This window comes from Streptomyces sp. NPDC058685, from assembly GCF_042714725.1.
GTDB lineage: Bacteria > Actinomycetota > Actinomycetes > Streptomycetales > Streptomycetaceae > Streptomyces.
This window is the reverse complement of the sequence record NZ_JBHXSL010000026.1, coordinates 1-16,984: the sequence shown is the minus strand read 5'-3', so window position 1 is coordinate 16,984 and position 16,984 is coordinate 1. Positions and strand designations below refer to the sequence as shown.

The window sequence follows — 16,984 nt, the reverse complement described above, 5'->3', positions numbered from 1 at the left end:
CCCCACGGGAAACCGGTCGACTTGGGCGACCATTGGAACCCGTTCTAGTTATAGTGGGAGGGCGTGGCCCTGCCGCCGGACAGAGACGAGGCCCCCATGCCCCAGGTGATCGACCACCGCGGCGGCGTCTGGTCCATCGAGGTGCCCATCCCGGACAACCCTCTCGGTCACACACTCGTCCATCTCCTCGACACCGGCCGCGGGCCCGTCCTCGTCGACACCGGATGGGACGACCCCTCCTCCTGGGACGCCCTCGCAGCGGGACTGGACTCGCTCGGGGTGCGGATCACCGACATCCACGGGGTGGTCGTCACCCACCACCACCCCGACCACCACGGCCTCTCCGGGCAGGTCCGCGAGGCGTCCGGGGCCTGGATCGCGATGCACGCGGCGGACGCCGACGTCGTACGCCGGACCCGGGACGCCGAGCCCGCCCGGTGGCTCGACTACCTCGCCGACAAGCTCAGCCGGGCCGGTGCGCCCGACGAGCACGTCGCGCCCCTGCGGGCAGCCCGGGAGCAGGGGCGGATGCGGACGCTGCCGGGGCTGCGGGCCGCCCTGCCCGACCGGGAGATCGTGCCGGGCGAGCTGCTGGACCTGAGGGACCGGCAGCTGCGGGCGATCTGGACCCCCGGCCACACACCCGGCCATGTCTGTCTGCATCTGGAGGAGGACCACCCGGCCGGACTGCCGGGTCACGGGCGGCTGTTCTCCGGGGACCATCTGCTGCCCGGGATCACCCCGCACATCGGGCTCTACGAGGACCCCGACGACGCCACGGTCACCGACCCGCTGGGCGACTACCTCGACTCCCTGGAGCGCATCGGCCGGCTCGCGCCCGCCGAGGTGCTGCCCGCGCACCAGCACGCGTTCGCCGACGCCCCCGGCCGCGTACGGGAGTTGCTCGGCCATCACGAGGAGCGCCTCACCGGGCTGCTCGACCTGCTCGCCGAACCGCTCACGCCGTGGCAGACCGCCGAGCGGATGGAGTGGAACCGGCCGTGGGAGGAGATCCCCTACGGCTCGCGGAACATCGCCGTCTCGGAGGCCGAGGCGCATCTGCGCCGACTGGTGAAGCTCGGGCGCGCGGAGGTGCTGTCCGGGACGCCCACGACGTACGTCGCTCTCTGACCGGCGCCGGGCCCGGGGCGCAGGGCTCACCTCACCGCCCGGCCCCGGTCGTACGACTCACCTCACCGCCCGGCCCGGGTCGTACGACTCACCTCACCGCCCGGCCCCGGACCGAGCCGCGCCGACCGCCCCGGCGGACGGCACCGGTCGACCCGCCGCCCGTCCCCCGCGGACCGGGCCGCCCGCTCCGGAGAGTCCCGCCCCCGCTCCCCCGCGCGGGCCCCACCGCCATGGGCGGGATCCGCCCGGAGGGGCCCTGGTGACCGGCCGGTACAGTGAGCGAGTCGTCATCACACCCGTACGGGGGGAAGCCGGTGCAAATCCGGCGCTGACCCGCAACCGTGAACCGCCGTCGCCGGCGGTGAGCCGGACTGCCCCGTACGCGGCCGTGACCGGCTCGTGCCCCGGCAACCGCCGGTGGCCGGCACCGTCGAGGAATACGGAGCCGGAGCCCTGGTGCCCACGTGTGCCCGTGCCCGGCTCTCCCGCAGGAGAGGCCCGCCCGCCATGACCCCCGTTCGCCGCACCACCGCGGCGGTCGCCGCATCCGCCGTTCTCGGCATGGCCGTCGTCGCGGCCGCCGCACCGGCAGCCTTCGCGGCTCCCGCCCCCAAGCCGTCGCCGTCCACCGTCCTGCCCTCCGGTCTCTACGGCACGACCGACCCGGCCTACGACGGCGTCTGGCGCCAGTCGCTGGCCCTGCTCGCGCAGGACACGGTGAAGGTGAAGCCCGCCACCAAGGCGGTCGACTGGCTGACCGGCCAGCAGTGCGCGAGCGGCGCCTTCCCCTCGTACCGCGCGGACGCCTCCAAGCCGTGCGACGCCAAGCTCCCGCTGGACTCCAACGCCACCGCTGCCGCCGTCCAGGCTCTCGCCGCGCTCGGCGGCCAGGACGCCGCGGTGAAGAAGTCCGTCGCGTGGCTGAAGTCGGTGCAGAACGCGGACGGCGGCTGGGGCTACAACCCCGGCGGCGCGAGTGACGCCAACTCCACCTCCGTCGTGATCGGCGCGCTCGCGTCGGTGGGCGAGAAGCCGGCCGCGGTGAAGGCGAAGAGCGGGAAGTCGCCGTACGACGCTCTGCTGACCTTCGCGAAGCCCTGCACCGGCAAGGACGCCGGCGCGTTCGTGTTCCAGGTGAAGCAGCCCGGCATAGTCGCCGACTCCACGGCGGCGGGCGTGCTGGGCGCGCTCGGCAAGGGCCTCGCGGTCGAGGGTCCGAAGCCGGTGGCGCCCGCCGCCTGCGGCGCCGGGGCCACGCCGGAGCAGGCCGCGCAGAACGGTGCCGCGTACCTCGTGACCGCGCTGAAGAAGACCGGTCACCTCGACTCGGCGCCGATGCCCGGGGCCGAGAACCCTGCCCCGCAGCCCGACTTCGGCAACACGGCGGACGCGGTGACGGCCCTGTCCGCCGCCGGCCACTTCGACCAGGCCGCCGACACGATGACGTGGCTGGAGAAGAACGCGGCGGCCTGGGCGAAGGCGTCGGGACCGGCGGCGTACGCGCAGCTGATCCTCGCCGCCCACGCCTTCGGCGCGGACCCGCAGGAGTTCGGTGGCGCCGACCTCGTGGAGCAGCTGAACGCGACCGGGCCCGCTCCGCAGGCGTCCGGCGCCGAGAAGTCCGATTCGTCGGGGTCGACGGGGTCGTCCGACGCGTCCGAGAAGGACGGCAAGGACGACTCCGGCATCGGCGTGTGGTGGATCGTCGGCGCGTTCTTCGTGGCCAGCGTCGGCGTGGGCATCCTGTTCAGCGGCCGCCGCAAGAAGCAGTGATGCGGGCGCGACTGCTCGCCCTGGTCCTCGCGCTCGGCACCGCGCTGACGGTGCTGGGCGCGGGGCCCGCCCATGCGGCGGGCTACCGCTACTGGTCGTTCTGGCAGGGCGCCGGTGACGGGACCTGGGCGTACGCCACCGAGGGACCGGCGACGGCGCGCCCCGACGACGGCGCGGTCAACGGCTTCCGGTTCTCCGTGAGCGAGGACAGCTCGGACTCGGCGCGACCGCGGAAGGCGCCGGACTTCGCGGCGATCTGCGCAGGCACGGCCCCGAAGGCGGGCACGAAGCGGATCGCGCTGGTCATCGACCCCGGCACCCCGCAGGACGCGCCGAAGGGCGAGGCACCTCCCGCGCTGCGGGCCGCGTGCGCCCGGGTGGCACCCGACGCGACGACGGCGGAGGCGCTGGCGTCGGTGGCGAAGCCCCTGCGGTACAACAACCAGGCGCTGCTGTGCGGGATCTCGGGCTATCCGGTGTCGGGCTGCGGCGAGCAGATCGCGGCTCCGGCCGCCTCCTCGGCACCCGCCGCCTCCGCGACGGCGGCTGCCTCCGAGGGCTCGGCCGGCTCGGACGGCGGTCCGTCGCTCGGACTGGTGGCGGGCCTGGCGGCGATCGGGCTGCTGGCAGCCGCGGCGGTGTGGCAGTCCCGGCGCCGGCGCGGATGAGGACGGACACCGGCGTGCGGCGCGAACCGGCGGACGGCGCGGGAGCACGGGGACACCGGTCCCCGTGGCACCGGCTGCGCGCGCCCGAGGCGCACCGCGGCAACTCGCTGCACGCCGGGGCCTGGTGGCTGTGGGCCCTCGGGCTCGCCACCGCCGCGTCGCGGACCACGAACCCCCTGCTCCTCGGGCTGCTCGTGGGCGTGGCCGGCTATGTCGTCGCCGCCCGGCGCACGGACGCGCCCTGGGCCCGTTCCTACGGCGCGTTCGTCAAGCTGGGTCTTGTCGTCATCGCCGTCCGTGTCCTCTTCTCCGTGGTGCTCGGCTCCCCCATCCCCGGTACGCATGTGCTGCTCACGCTTCCCGAAGTCCCGCTTCCCGACTGGGTCCGCGGCATCCGGATCGGCGGCCGGGTCTCGGCCGAGCAGATCGTGTTCGCGCTGTACGACGGCGCGAAGCTGGCCACGCTCCTCATCTGCGTCGGCGCCGCCAACGCTCTCGCCAATCCGGCCCGGCTGCTCAAGTCGCTGCCTGCCGCGCTGTACGAGGCCGGTGTCGCCGTCGTCGTCGCGATGACCTTCGCGCCGAACATGGTGTCCGACGTCGTCCGGCTGCGCACCGCCCGCCGGCTGCGCGGCCGCCCCACCGGCGGGATCAGGGCGATCGCGCAGATCGGACTGCCCGTCCTGGAGGGTGCGCTGGAGCGTTCGGTCGCGGTCGCCGCGTCGATGGACGCGCGGGGGTACGGGCGCAGCGCCCAGGTCCCGCCCGCCGTCCGCCGTACGACCACCGTCCTCACGCTCGGCGGGCTCCTCGGAGTCTGCGCGGGCACGTACGGGCTGCTGGCCGCGGAGGGCGCCGCGTACGGACTGCCCGTTCTCGTCGGCGGGCTGGGCGCCGCGCTGGCAGGACTGTGGCTCGGCGGCCGGCGCTCCGTCCGCAGCCGCTACCGCCCCGACCGGTTCGGCCCGCGGTCCTGGCTGGTGGCCGGATCGGGCGTGGCCGTCGCGGCGTTGATGATCCGCGCGGGCAGCTGGGACCCCCAGGCGCTGCACCCGGGCGTCGTGCCGCTGACCGCGCCCACCCTGCCGTTGTGGCCCGCGGTCGGCATCCTGATCGGACTGCTGCCGGCGTTCGTCGCGCCCGTCCCCGAGGCATCCAAGGAGTCGACCCCGTGATCCGCTTCGACAACGTGTCGGTGACCTACGGCGATGCCGCGTCGCCCGCGATCAGCGACGTCGATCTGACCGTTCCCGAAGGGGAGCTGGTGCTCCTCGTCGGTCCGTCGGGGGTCGGCAAGTCGACACTGCTGGGCGCAGTGTCCGGACTGGTGCCCCACTTCACCGGCGGCACCCTGCGCGGTCGTGTCACCGTCGGCGGCCGTGACACCCGCACGCACAAGCCGCGCGAACTGGCGGACCTCGTCGGCACGGTGGGCCAGGACCCCCTGGCCCACTTCGTCACCGACACGGTCGAGGACGAGCTGGCGTACGGCATGGAGTCGCTCGGTCTCGCGCCCGAGGTGATGCGCCGGAGGGTAGAGGAGACGCTCGATCTGCTCGGCCTGGCGGAGCTGCGCGACCGGCCGATCGCCACGCTCTCCGGAGGGCAGCAGCAACGGGTCGCGATCGGCTCGGTGCTCACCCCGCACCCGCGCGTGCTGATCCTCGACGAGCCGACGTCCGCGCTGGACCCGGCCGCGGCGGAAGAGGTGCTGGCGGTCCTCCAGCGGCTGGTGCACGACCTCGGCACCACGGTGCTGATGGCCGAGCACCGGCTGGAGCGGGTGGTGCAGTACGCGGACCAGGTCGTCCTGCTGCCCGGTCCCGGCATGGCTCCCGTGATCGGTGAACCGGCCGGGGTGATGGCGGCGTCGCCGGTGTACCCGCCCGTGGTGGGCCTCGGACGGCTCGCTGGCTGGGACCCACTGCCGCTGTCCGTACGGGACGCCCGGCGCAGGGCGTCCGGCCTCCGGGAGCGTCTGGCGGACCTCTCCCCCACGAGGACCGGACCGGACGTGGGCGATCGGGGTGCCGACCGCGCCTCGGTCCCGGACCGCGCTTCCGGTACGGACCGGGCTTCCGCCACCGACCGGCCTTCCGGGCGCCGGAAGTTCCTCCCGGTGAGGGGCGCGTCCGCGAGCCGCGCGACGGGACCGGTGCGGACGGGGCCGGCGGACCACCTCGCCGTCACCACCCGGCTCGGCGTGCGCCGCGGGCGCGTGGAGGCGCTGCGCGGAGTCGGCATCACGGTCGGCGCCGGCGAGACCGTCGCGCTGATGGGGCGCAACGGCGCCGGGAAGTCGACCCTCCTCTCCGCCCTCGTCGGCATGGTCGAACCCGCCTCGGGCAGCGTCCTGGTCGGCGGTCTCACCCCGCACCGGACCAGCCCTCGCGAGCTCATCCGGCAGGTCGGGCTCGTGCCGCAGGAGCCGCGCGACCTGCTGTACGCGGACACGGTCGCCGCCGAGTGCGCGGCCGCCGACGCCGACGCGGGCGCCGAGCCGGGCTCCTGTCGGGCGCTGGTCGGCGAGCTGCTGCCCGGCGTGCAGGACGGAACGCATCCGCGCGATCTGTCCGAGGGGCAGCGGCTCGCGCTCGCGCTGGCCGTCGTCCTCACCGGGCGTCCGCCGCTGCTGCTTCTCGACGAGCCGACCCGCGGGTTGGACTACGCGGCGAAGGCCCGGCTCGTCGGTGTGCTCCGGGGTCTGGCGCGCGAGGGGCACGGCATCGTGCTGGCCACGCACGACGTGGAGCTGGCGGCGGAACTGGCGCACCGGGTGGTGATCCTGGCCGACGGCGAGATCGTCGCGGACGGACCGACGTCCGACGTCGTCGTCTCGTCACCCGCCTTCGCGCCGCAGGTCGCCAAGATCCTCGCTCCGCAGCCCTGGCTGACCGTCTCCGAGGTCCGGGAGGCGCTGCGATGACGACAGCACGTCCGGTCCGGCTGGGCCCCCGTTCCGTTCTCGCGCTCGCGCTGGTGAGCGCGGTCGGAGTGGTCGCCTTCGGCTGGCCGCTGCTCGCCGACCCCGGGTCCGGGCTCGCCCACTCCGCGGACGCGCCCTGGCTGTTCGCCGCGCTGCTTCCGCTGCTCGTGGCCGTCGTCGTCGCGACGATCGCGGACAGCGGCATGGACGCCAAGGCGGTGGCCATGCTCGGCGTGCTCGCCGCGGTCGGGGCGGCGCTGCGTCCGCTCGGCGCCGGGACCGCGGGCCTGGAACCCATGTTCTTCCTGATGGTCCTGAGCGGCAGGGTGCTGGGGCCGGGCTTCGGCTTCGTCCTGGGCTCGGTGACGATGTTCGCGTCCGCGCTGCTCACCGGCGGGGTCGGGCCCTGGATGCCGTTCCAGATGCTGTCGATGGGCTGGTTCACGATGGGCGCGGGGCTGCTGCCGGGAGCCGAGCGGCTGCGCGGCCGTGCCGAGGTGCTGATGCTCGGGGCGTACGGCGCGGTCGCCGCGTTCGCCTACGGCACGATCATGAACCTTCAGGGCTGGACGTACATCGGCGGGTTGTCGTCGGGGATCTCCTTCCGGCCGGGCGATCCGGTCCACGACAACCTGGTGCGCTTTCTGGCCTACTGCGCGGCGACCTCGTTCGGCTGGGACCTCGGTCGGGCGGCGCTGACGGTCGTCCTGACGCTCGCCATCGGCTCGACCGTCCTCAAGGCGCTGCGTCGTGCCACGCGCCGGGCGGCGTTCGAGGCGCCGGTCGCGTTCGAGGGTGCGGCCGGATTCGAGGGACCGGCCGCGTCGCAGGCGCCGGCCGCGTTCGAGGGACCGGCCGCGTCGCAGGCGCCGGCCGGGTCCGAGGGCCCGGCGGACCCGGGCTCGGGCCGGGCCCCGGGAGGGGCCCCGGCCCGGTGACCGTCCCGCCCGCTACAGCCGCTGGATGATCGTCGCCGTCGACAGCGCGCCCCCCGCACACATCGTGATCAGTGCGAACTCCCGGTCACGCCGTTCCAGTTCGTGCAGCGCCGTGGTGATCAGCCGGGCGCCCGTGGCGCCCACCGGGTGCCCGAGCGCGATGCCGCCACCGTTGACGTTGACCTTGTCCAGGTCCTGCTCGAAGACCTGCGCCCAGCTCAGCACCACCGACGCGAACGCCTCGTTGACCTCCACCAGATCGATGTCCCGCAGGGACATCCCCGCCTTGCCCAGCACCGCGCGGGTCGCGTCGATGGGGCCGTCGAGGTGGAAGTGGGGGTCCGCACCGACGAGCGCCTGCGCGACGATCCGGGCGCGCGGCTTCAGCTTGAGAGCCCTCGCCATCCGCTTCGACGCCCACATGATGGCCGCCGAGCCGTCCGATATCTGCGAGGAGTTGCCCGCGGTGTGCACAGCGGTCGGCATGACCGGCTTCAGCCGGGCCAGCGCCTCCATGCTGGTGTCGCGCAGTCCTTCGTCACGGTCGACGAGCCGCCACATGCCCTGCCCCGCGGCCTGCTCCTCCTCGGTCGTCGGCACCTGGACGGCGAACGTCTCGCGCTTGAAGCGCTCCTCGGCCCAGGCTTCCTGGGCGCGTTCCTGCGACAGCAGCCCGAGCGAGTCGACGCGTTCGCGGGACAGTCCGCGGTGGCGGGCGATGCGCTCGGCCGCCTCGAACTGGTTGGGCAGATCGACGTTCGACTCGTCGGGGAACGGCTTGCCCGGGCCGTGCTTGGAGCCGCTGCCCAGCGGCACACGCGACATCGCCTCGACCCCGCAGCTGATGCCGACGTCGATGACACCCGCCGCGATCATGTTGGCGACCATGTGACTGGCCTGCTGCGAGGATCCGCACTGGCAGTCCACGGTCGTCGCCGCCGTCTCGTACGGCAGCCCCATGGTCAGCCACGCGGTGCGCGCGGGGTTCATGGACTGTTCGCCGGCATGGGTGACCGTGCCGCCGACGATCTGCTCGACGCAGTCGGCCTGGATGCCGGTACGGCCGAGCAGTTCACGGTAGGTCTCGCCCAGGAGATAGGCGGGATGCAGATTGGCGAGCGCGCCTCCGCGCTTGCCGATGGGAGTGCGTACGGCTTCGACGATGACGGGTTCCGCGGCCATGAGCTCGTCCTCTCCTCCACATGTGCGGGGCGTCCCGGCGCCGTCGCACGAGAACTAGTACGCGTTCTAGTTCTCTGAGAAGTCTTATGAGTGCTACCCCCGGTACGCAAGGGCCTTGCACGCCCCCGCTGCGGAGTTGGCGCGCAACAGTTCCCGCCGTGGCTCTTGCCACTTGTAGAACTCGTTACTAGCTTTCGGTCAATTCTGATGGGTCGTCAGAGATTGGTGCCCCGGGCACCGCCGCCGGACCCGCCGCGAGACCCTGGAGTTGACGTTGAAGCTGCCGAAGGACTGCCCCCATCTGCCCGCAGGGTTCGACTTCACCGACCCCGATCTGCTCCAAGCCCGCGTCCCGCACCCCGAGTTCGCCCGGATGCGGCAGACCGCACCGGTCTGGTGGTGCGCGCAGCCGGCCGGCATCTCCGGTTTCCAGGACGAGGGGTACTGGGCGGTCACCCGGCACGCCGACGTGAAGCATGTCTCGACCCACCCGGAGCTGTTCTCGTCCAACACCAACACCGCGGTCATCCGCTTCAACGAGTCGATCAGCCGTGACCAGATCGAGGTCCAGAAGCTGATCATGCTCAACATGGACCCGCCGGAACACACCCGGGTGCGTCAGATCGTCCAGCGCGGTTTCACTCCCCGCGCCGTGCGGTCCCTCCAGGACGCCCTGCGCTCGCGGGCCCGCGGCATCGTGGAGAGCGCGCGGGCGGGCGCGAAGAGCGACGGCAGCTTCGACTTCGTCACCGAGATCGCGGTGGAACTCCCGCTCCAGGCGATCGCCGAACTCATCGGTGTGCCGCAGGAGGACCGGGCGAAGATCTTCGACTGGTCCAACAAGATGGCGGCGTACGACGATCCGGAGTACGCCATCACCGAGGAGATCGGCGCCGAGGCGGCGATGGAGATCGTCTCGTACTCGATGAACCTCGCCGCGGCCCGCAAGGAGTGCCCGGCCAAGGACATCGTCAGCACGCTGGTCGCCGCGGAGGACGAGGGCAACCTCTCCAACGACGAGTTCGGCTTCTTCGTGATCCTGCTGGCGGTGGCCGGAAACGAGACCACACGCAACGCCATCAGCCACGGTATGCACGCCTTCCTCACCCATCCCGAACAGTGGGAGCTCTACAAGCGCGAGCGCCCCGAGACGGCGGCCGAGGAGATCGTGCGCTGGGCGACCCCCGTCGTCTCTTTCCAGCGCACCGCGACCCAGGACCTCACACTCGGCGGTCAGCAGATCCGCAAGGGCGACCGCGTCGGGATCTTCTACTCGTCCGCCAACAACGACCCCGAGGTCTTCGACGCACCCGAGCGGTTCGACATCACACGCGACCCCAACCCGCACCTCGGCTTCGGCGGCGGGGGCCCGCACTTCTGCCTCGGCAAGTCGCTGGCGGTGATGGAGATCAACCTGATCTTCAACGCGATCGCGGACGTGCTGCCGGACCTGCGTCTGGCGGGCGACCCCCGGAGACTGCGCTCGGCCTGGCTGAACGGGATCAAGGAACTCCAGGTCGTCCACGGCTGACCAAGGCCCCGGGAGCCGTGCACCGGCGCCCGGGATCCGCCCACCGAACGCGGGAGGCGGGGGCCCCTCACCCACGCCCCGCCCCTGCCTCCCGTCGCCTGCGCCACTTCGCCTGCGCCACTTCGGGCTGCGCGTCACCTCGGGGCGCACGTCACATCTCGTACGTCGTGCGCGCGACTCCGGCCGCGTACGTCACTTGGGGGCGGCCGGGACCGCGGACTCCGCCGGTTCCGCGCGTTCCTCCGCGCGTTCCCTGGGAAGGCCCGTCCCCGGTCTCGCGGTTTCCGTCACCGTCGACGGCAGCAGTCTCCGGCGTCCCGAGAGCACGTACGTCAGGCCGAAGCCCGCGCCGACGACCGCCGCGCCGCCCACCGCGTCCAGAATCCAGTGGTTCGCCGTGGCCACGATCGCGCCGGCCGTGAACAGCGGGTGCAGCAGGCCCAGCAGCTTCATCCAGAGCTTCGGCGCGAGCACGACGACGACCAGTCCGCACCAGAGCGACCAGCCGAAGTGCAGGGACGGCATCGCGGCGTACTGGTTGGTGACCGCGGTCATCGCTCCGTAGTCGGGGTTCGCGAGGTCCTGCGGCCCGTGCACCGTGTCGATGAAGCCCATGCCCGGCATCAGCCGCGGCGGGGCCAGCGGATAGAGCCAGAAGCCCAGCAGGGCGAGGACCGTGGCGAAGGCGAGCGACGAGCGCGCCCAGCGGTAGTCGACGGGGCGGCGGACGTAGAGGATGCCGAGGATGCTCAGCGGCACCACGAAGTGGAACGACGTGTAGTAGAAGTTGAAGAAGGACTCGGCCCACTCCGCGTTCGCCACGGCCTTGTTGGCCCACAGCTCGATGTCGATGTGCAGCGCCCGCTCGATGGAGACGACCTGCCGGCCGTGCTCCTCGGCCGCGCCGACACTGCCGGTGGCGGCGGTGCGGATGTGCGAGTAGGCGGAGTAGCCGACCCGGATCACCAGCAGTTCGAGGAGCAGGTTCGGGCGGGCCAGCACGCGCCGCCAGAACGGCAGCAGCGGGATCCGGCTCCAACGGGACGGAACCGGGGAGACGTACTCGGTCGGGACCGGGCGGCGGAAGTACGGCGAGGTGCGCGGCAGGAACGGCACCGCGACGGCGGCGGCGAGCGCCGCGATCAGCAGGGCGTTGTCGCGCACCGGGTGCGTCACGGCCATGTTGGGCAGCAGCATCTTGCCGGGCAGCGTCATCGCCAGAATGACGAGAACCGGCCAGAGCATCCGGTCGGACGCCCGCTTGCCGACCCGGCCGACCACGGCGAGCAGCACCCACAGGAGTTGGTGCTGCCAGGCGGTGGGCGAGACGGCGACGGCGACACAGCCGGTGAGGGCGACGGCGAGGAGGAGCTGGCCGTCCTTGGCGTACCGCACCGCGCGGCGCAGGCCGAACCAGACGACGGCCGCGGCCAGCGCCGCGTACAGCGTGATCTCGAGCGGGCCTTCGAGGCCGAAGCGCAACAGCGCACCGTGCAGGGACTGGTTGGCGAGGCTGTCGGGGCGGGCGCCGAGGCCGGCGCCCGCCACATGGTGGACCCAGTACGTCCAGGAGTCGCCGGGCAGTGCGGCCCAGGCGAGCGCCGACAACGCGGTGAAGGTCCCCGCCGAGGTGACGGCGGCCTGTTTGCGTCCGGTGAACCACAGCAGGGGCGCGAAGAGCAGTGCGGTGGGCTGAAGGGCCGCGCCGATGCCGATCAGCACACCGGACGATCTCTCACCGCGGGCGACGAAACAGCCGACCAGCACGAGGAGGACCGGGATGATGCTCGTCTGCCCGAGATAGAAGCTGTTGCGCACCGGCAGCGACAGCATCAACAGGCTGATGGCGATGGGCGCCGCCAGCAGACCGCTGCGGCGCGAGACCGGCCCCGGCAGCGCGCGGGCGACGACCAGTCCTATCCCGACGACGAGCAGCAGGGTCCCGAAGGTCCAGGCGACACCGAGGCTCTGCTCGGCGGAGCGGGTCAGCGGTTTGAGCACCAGCCCGGCGAACGGGGTGCCGGTGAACCGGTCGGTGTCGTACAAGGAGCCCTTGACGTGCAGGACCCCGTTCTCACCTATCCAGGTCTCCAGGTCGACGAGCCGTTCCCCCGGTGGCAGACGCAGTACCGCCGTCGCCTGCCGTATCGCGAGAACGGCGGCCACGAGCCACAGCGCCGCCCTGGCCGCACCCATCCTCGAGTCCGTCGTCGCACTTCCGCGCACGCTGTGCTCCGCGTTCGCCACGTCGCGCCGCGCCTCCCCTGCGTTCTGTGATTCAGGTCCGTAGAGCCTTGCACTGCCCCATGAAGGAGACTCAGGCAACCCCCTCTTTGCCTGAGTGTCACCCTGTTTTGACCGAATATCTCGCCAACCGACCCCGGAACCACGGGCCGCGGGCCGTCGTCGGAGGAGGTATGCGGGGGAACATACAAGAACACCGGCGCGTACACCTGCGGGTTCGGACGCGCGGCGCCTCAGCGGGTGTGCTGCGACGGCGCGTTGTCCTGGTGGTGCTGGCGTTGTTCGCGCTCCAGCTCGGATCGTTGATCGCCCCGGCGTACGCCTGCGGTTGCGGCGCGATGATCCCGGACCGGGGTTCGCGGATGGCCGTCGACCGGGAGACGTCGGTCGTGAGCTGGGACGGGCGCGTCGAGCGGATCCAGATGCGGTTCACGGTCGACGGGGACGCTCCCGAGGCCGCGTGGATCATGCCCGTGCCCACCCGCGCCACCGTCGAACTCGGTGATCGGGCGCTGTTCGACGAGTTGGAGCGGGCGATCGAGCCGGAGGAGAGGACGCGCCACCACTTCTGGCCCCGCGAGGGCGACTGGCCCCTCTCGGACGGTTCGGCAGGCGACTCGGCCGGTGCGCCGGCACCGGGCAGCGGTGCTCCCGGGGTGGGGGTCGTCGGACGCGAGAGGCTCGGCGACTTCGATGTCGCCCGGTTGACGGCGACCGACCCCGAGGCGCTGCGAAGCTGGCTGAAAACCAATGGTTTCGAGCTGCCGGACGGGCTGGAGACCGAGCTGCGCCCGTATGTGCGGCAGCAGTGGGAGTACGTGGCGGTGCGGCTGGCGCCGGATGCCGACGACGCCGTGCTGCGCGGCACGCTGGATCCGCTGACGCTGCGCTTCGCGAGCGACCGGCCGGTCTATCCGATGCGGCTGTCCCGGCTGGCGAAGAACCCGCAGTCGCTCGGGCTGTTCGTCCTGGCCGCACACCGGATGGAGCCGCAGAGCGCCATCGGCGGCGACGAGCCGGAGGTGCTGTTCGCCGGCGCGGCGGAGCGGAGCGCGGCCCTCGACGCTTTCACGGGCGGCGGCGGGAGGTTCCTGACCGCGCTGGAGCAGGAGTTCCCGCGGCCGGACCGGATCAACGGGGACCACGTCCTACGGGCCGCGGAGCAGGACACACCCTTCCGGCGGGTGGTGTACGAGGACGAGTTGCTGACCGTCGGCGGTGTTCCCGCGTGGCTGCTGACCGTCGGCGGCGGGCTCGCGCTGGTGGCCGTGATCGTCGTTCTGCGGGTCCGGGCCCATCGCCGTCGGCCGGTGATCCCGCCGCCGCCCGTTCACGCGCCGCCGCCGCTGTCCTGAGCGCCGCGCCCCACCGGGCGGGGGCCTGACGGGAGCAGACCTGACGGGCGACCTTCCTGCGGAAGCTGGTCCGGACGGGAAGGTCCCTGCCTGGAATAGGTTGGACGTATGACTCAGGAGCAGTGGAACGCCGTCGACCGCTACATCACCGACCTCCTCGCCCCCGACGACGAGGCACTCGCCGCGGCCCTCACGGAGAGCGAGAGCGCGGGGCTCCCCGCCATCGCCGTCGCCGGGAACCAGGGCAAGCTGCTGCATCTGCTGGCCCGCCTCCAGGGCGCGCGGACGGTGCTGGAGATCGGGACACTGGGCGGCTACAGCACGATCTGGCTGGCCAGGGCGCTGCCCGAGGGCGGCAGGCTGATCTCGCTGGAGTACAGCGCCGAGCATGCGGAGGTGGCGCGGACCAACCTGGCCCGCGCGGGCCTGGACAAGATCGCCGAGGTGCGGACGGGGGCGGCGCTGGACACGCTGCCACTGCTGGCGAAGGAGCCGGGCGCGGGCCCGTTCGACCTGATCTTCATCGACGCGGACAAGAAGAACAATCCGCAGTACGTGGAGTGGGCCCTCACCATGTCCCGCCCCGGCAGCGTGATCATCGTCGACAACGCGGTACGCGGCGGTGCCGTGGTGGACGAGAACAGCACCGATCCCGCGATCGCCGGCACCCGCCGTATGTACGAACTGGTGGCGAACGAGCCGCGGCTGGACGCCACGGCGGTCCAGACGGTGGGCACCAAGGGCTACGACGGCTTCCTGCTGGCGCGCGTCGTCTCCTGACGGGCCCGGCGGCGGCCGGGAATTGCCCCGGCCCGGGGACGGGGGAGGCCCCGGGCCGGGAGTCGGTGGGTCAGCGCGGGGCGCTGCCGCCGCTCGCGGCGTCCGTGCGCGCCTGGTCCTCGATGCGCCGCTTGGCGTCCTTCCAGTCGATCGGCAGCTCCGCCACCGGGACCTCCCAGAAGGTGAACGTGGACTCGCTCATGACGGAGCGCAGCCCGGTCATGATGCTCTTGTGGGGCTCGGTCCGCGCGTAGGTGTAGAGGGCTTCCTTGTCCTCCCACGCGGAGAGGGTGAAGAAGACGCCCTTCAGGAGCTGGGCCTCCAGGGAGGCCCCGAGGGCGCCCGGCGCCTTGCGCACCTGGCCCCAGGCGGAGAGCGACTTCAGGAAGAAGCGCGGAACGTCCTTGGCGGACCTCACGTCGAGACGCGAGGCCATGACGAAGGCGGTGGTGTCGGGCCGGGCCGGGTTCGGCGTCGCCCAGGGAAGAGTCGGCACGGTATCCTCGCATCCACAGTTGGTGAGTGGCAGTATCTATATTAGACAGCAGTGCTGCCCAATTGCCAGTGGGAAGCGGGATCAGGGTGAGAATTTCCGAGTTGAGCCGCCGCAGCGGAGTGTCCACCGCGACCATCAAGTACTACCTGCGCGAAGGGCTGCTGCCGCCCGGACGCGCCACAGCCGCGACCCAGGCGGAGTACGGCGAGTCGCATGTGCGCCGCCTCCGGCTGATCCGGGCCCTCATCGGCGTCCGGGGCCTGACGGTGAGCGCCGCCAAGGACGTCCTGGACACCATCTCCGAGGGCAACTCCGACACCCATGAGCTGCTGGGTCTCGTCTTCGGCGTGTGGCCGGCCGGCGGAAAGGACGAGGGCGCCGCGGAGGAGGACCACTCCGGTGTGGCGGCGCTGGTCTCCGAGATGGGCTGGAAGGTCAGCGAGCACAATCCGGCCCGCCAGGTCATCACCCAGACTCTCCACACGCTGCGCTCCCTCGGCATGGACTACGACTGGCACGATCTCGTCCCGTACGCCGAACTCGCCGAGAAGACGGCCGTGCTCGATCTCGACCAGCTCCAGGGACCGGACGATCCGCTCGAAAAGGCCGAGCGGGCCGTACTGCTGACCTTCCTGCTGGAACCCGCGCTGCTGGCACTGCGCCGGCTCGCCCAGGAGGCCGAGTCGACGATCCGGCACCGCGGCTGACCCGAACGGTCCGCCGCGTTCCGGGAATCGACCGGACCCACGTGTGCGTCCATGCCATCACGGTGTGTGTGACGGACACATGAGTGATCGGTACTCACCCCGATGGGGAACTCCCGCTCCGCATACGGCGCGGAACACCGGAGTGGGAGGGGTGAAGTGAGTAGCCGCAACTCAAGCCCGCCCGGTCCTACGAATGGTCTCCTCGTGTGCTGAATGCAGCACGGTGAATACCGTGCACCGCGCACGGGGAGGCAAGAGCATGCAGTTCAGAATTCTGGGCGCGCCCGAGTTGTACGACGAGAAACGGCACCGGCGCATTCCGCTGACGAGTCCCAAGCAGCGCATGCTGCTGGGCGCACTGCTCGCCCGCGCGAATTCCCCGGTCCCGCGGGAACGGCTGGTACGCGAACTCTGGGGCGCGCTGCCGCCGAAGAAGGCCCGTAACACGCTCAACGCCCATGTGTCGGGACTGCGCAAGGCGCTCGCGGAAGCGGAACCGGAACGGGCCGCGACCCCACGTCTGGTGGCCCACGCCTCCGGCTACCTGCTCCAGGCCCGCCGCACGGAGATGGACAGCGGCCAGTTCTGCCTCGCCGTGGATCAGGCCCAGCGGATGTACCGGATCGATCCGCAGAGCGCGTACGCCACCCTGCGCGGCGCCCTCGGCCTCTGGCGCGGCACCGCCCTGGAGGGCGGTCCGCACGGCCCGGTCTGCGCCGCGCTGGTCGCCCGTCTGGAGGAGGAACGCCAGCAGGCGCTGGAGATCCTCTTCGACTCCGCGCTGCGCACGGGCCGGCACCGGCGGATCATCCCGGAGCTGGAGGAGGTCACCGCCGCCCATCCGCTGCGCGAGCGCTTCCACGACCAGCTGATGCTGGCACTGTGCCGCTCCGGCCGCGGCGGCGACGCGATCGGCGTCTACACCCGCGCACGCCACCGGCTCACCGCGGAACACGGCCACACCCCACTGCTGTCCGCGCGCCTGGAGCAGATCAGTGTGCAGTCCCCCGTGCTGTACGGCGCCGAGGCGGAGACCCCCGACGCCCGCGCCCGCCTCGAAGCGGAACCCCCTCCGACCGGCACGCGCGAGTTCACACGGACGCGTTTCACGGTGAAGCGCATCGAACAGGAGGACTCGGCGGCACGCTCGGTGATGGGCTTCCTGACCGAACTCCTCAGCGGCCAGGCGCTGCACTCGGGTGGTGTGTGAAAGACGCGAGAACGCCCCGGAGAATCCGCGAGGGATTCTCCGG

Annotated in this window: 14 protein-coding genes and 1 riboswitch; of the genes, 11 read left to right on the top strand and 3 right to left on the bottom strand. The window is 72.2% G+C overall.

The window, feature by feature from the left end; genetic code table 11:
- The first annotated feature begins 96 nt into the window (after positions 1-96).
- The 6 genes from ACFWU3_RS21155 (at position 97) to ACFWU3_RS21130 (ending at position 7,436) form a co-directional block, all read left to right on the top strand.
- Entirely contained in the window at positions 97-1,131 is a 1,035-nt protein-coding gene (locus ACFWU3_RS21155) for an MBL fold metallo-hydrolase (RefSeq protein ID WP_384439598.1), read from the top strand.
- Positions 1,132-1,435: 304 nt separating this feature from the next.
- A riboswitch (cobalamin riboswitch) is annotated at positions 1,436-1,508 on the top strand.
- 130 nt (positions 1,509-1,638) lie between these two features.
- Positions 1,639-2,904 carry a prenyltransferase/squalene oxidase repeat-containing protein gene (locus tag ACFWU3_RS21150; protein WP_384439595.1) on the top strand — a complete coding sequence of 422 codons (1,266 nt, stop codon included), beginning with the start codon at positions 1,639-1,641 and terminating at the stop codon, positions 2,902-2,904.
- Entirely contained in the window at positions 2,904-3,572 is a 669-nt protein-coding gene (locus tag ACFWU3_RS21145) for an SCO2322 family protein (protein ID WP_384439592.1), read from the top strand. The genes ACFWU3_RS21150 and ACFWU3_RS21145 overlap by 1 nt, the downstream gene beginning before the upstream one ends.
- Positions 3,569-4,747 (top strand): energy-coupling factor transporter transmembrane component T, encoded by a 1,179-nt coding sequence (locus ACFWU3_RS21140; RefSeq protein WP_384439589.1) that lies wholly within the window; start codon positions 3,569-3,571, stop codon positions 4,745-4,747. The genes ACFWU3_RS21145 and ACFWU3_RS21140 overlap by 4 nt, the downstream gene beginning before the upstream one ends.
- Complete coding sequence (locus ACFWU3_RS21135) at positions 4,744-6,498, top strand: ABC transporter ATP-binding protein (protein ID WP_384439586.1); 1,755 nt, start codon at positions 4,744-4,746, stop codon at positions 6,496-6,498. The genes ACFWU3_RS21140 and ACFWU3_RS21135 overlap by 4 nt, the downstream gene beginning before the upstream one ends.
- The gene (locus ACFWU3_RS21130) at positions 6,495-7,436 is read left to right on the top strand and encodes an ECF transporter S component (protein ID WP_384439583.1); all 942 of its coding nucleotides are present in this window, start codon (positions 6,495-6,497) and stop codon (positions 7,434-7,436) included. The genes ACFWU3_RS21135 and ACFWU3_RS21130 overlap by 4 nt, the downstream gene beginning before the upstream one ends.
- 12 nt (positions 7,437-7,448) lie before the next feature.
- Here the strand turns inward: ACFWU3_RS21130 and ACFWU3_RS21125 are convergent, their stop codons facing one another.
- Positions 7,449-8,618 carry a steroid 3-ketoacyl-CoA thiolase gene (locus tag ACFWU3_RS21125; protein WP_313946608.1) on the bottom strand — a complete coding sequence of 390 codons (1,170 nt, stop codon included), beginning with the start codon at positions 8,616-8,618 and terminating at the stop codon, positions 7,449-7,451.
- Positions 8,619-8,892: 274 nt separating this feature from the next.
- On the opposite strand from ACFWU3_RS21125, the gene ACFWU3_RS21120 reads away from it, so the two are divergent.
- Positions 8,893-10,149, top strand: coding sequence for a cytochrome P450 (locus ACFWU3_RS21120; protein WP_384439579.1), 1,257 nt, complete (start codon positions 8,893-8,895; stop codon positions 10,147-10,149).
- A gap of 192 nt (positions 10,150-10,341) precedes the next feature.
- Here the strand turns inward: ACFWU3_RS21120 and ACFWU3_RS21115 are convergent, their stop codons facing one another.
- Positions 10,342-12,345, bottom strand: a complete 2,004-nt coding sequence (locus tag ACFWU3_RS21115) for a bifunctional glycosyltransferase 87/phosphatase PAP2 family protein (protein WP_384439575.1) — start codon at positions 12,343-12,345, stop codon at positions 10,342-10,344.
- Positions 12,346-12,635: 290 nt separating this feature from the next.
- Between ACFWU3_RS21115 and ACFWU3_RS21110 the strand changes: the two genes are divergently transcribed.
- The gene (locus ACFWU3_RS21110) at positions 12,636-13,748 is read left to right on the top strand and encodes a DUF2330 domain-containing protein (RefSeq protein WP_384439572.1); all 1,113 of its coding nucleotides are present in this window, start codon (positions 12,636-12,638) and stop codon (positions 13,746-13,748) included.
- Between the two features lie 108 nt (positions 13,749-13,856).
- Positions 13,857-14,528: an O-methyltransferase gene (locus ACFWU3_RS21105; protein WP_384439569.1), complete on the top strand. Its 672-nt coding sequence runs from the start codon at positions 13,857-13,859 to the stop codon at positions 14,526-14,528.
- Positions 14,529-14,598: 70 nt separating this feature from the next.
- On the opposite strand, the gene ACFWU3_RS21100 is transcribed toward ACFWU3_RS21105, so the two are convergent.
- Positions 14,599-15,024, bottom strand: a complete 426-nt coding sequence (locus ACFWU3_RS21100) for a DUF3291 domain-containing protein (RefSeq protein WP_384439566.1) — start codon at positions 15,022-15,024, stop codon at positions 14,599-14,601.
- Between the two features lie 86 nt (positions 15,025-15,110).
- Here ACFWU3_RS21100 and ACFWU3_RS21095 point away from each other — a divergent pair, with 86 nt between their 5' ends.
- Together ACFWU3_RS21095 and ACFWU3_RS21090 are read left to right on the top strand one after the other, a co-directional pair.
- On the top strand, positions 15,111-15,731 hold the full coding sequence (locus ACFWU3_RS21095; protein ID WP_384439564.1) for a MerR family transcriptional regulator: 621 nt from the start codon (positions 15,111-15,113) through the stop codon (positions 15,729-15,731).
- Between the two features lie 259 nt (positions 15,732-15,990).
- Positions 15,991-16,941: a BTAD domain-containing putative transcriptional regulator gene (locus ACFWU3_RS21090; RefSeq protein ID WP_384439561.1), complete on the top strand. Its 951-nt coding sequence runs from the start codon at positions 15,991-15,993 to the stop codon at positions 16,939-16,941.
- The last annotated feature ends 43 nt before the right edge of the window (positions 16,942-16,984 follow it).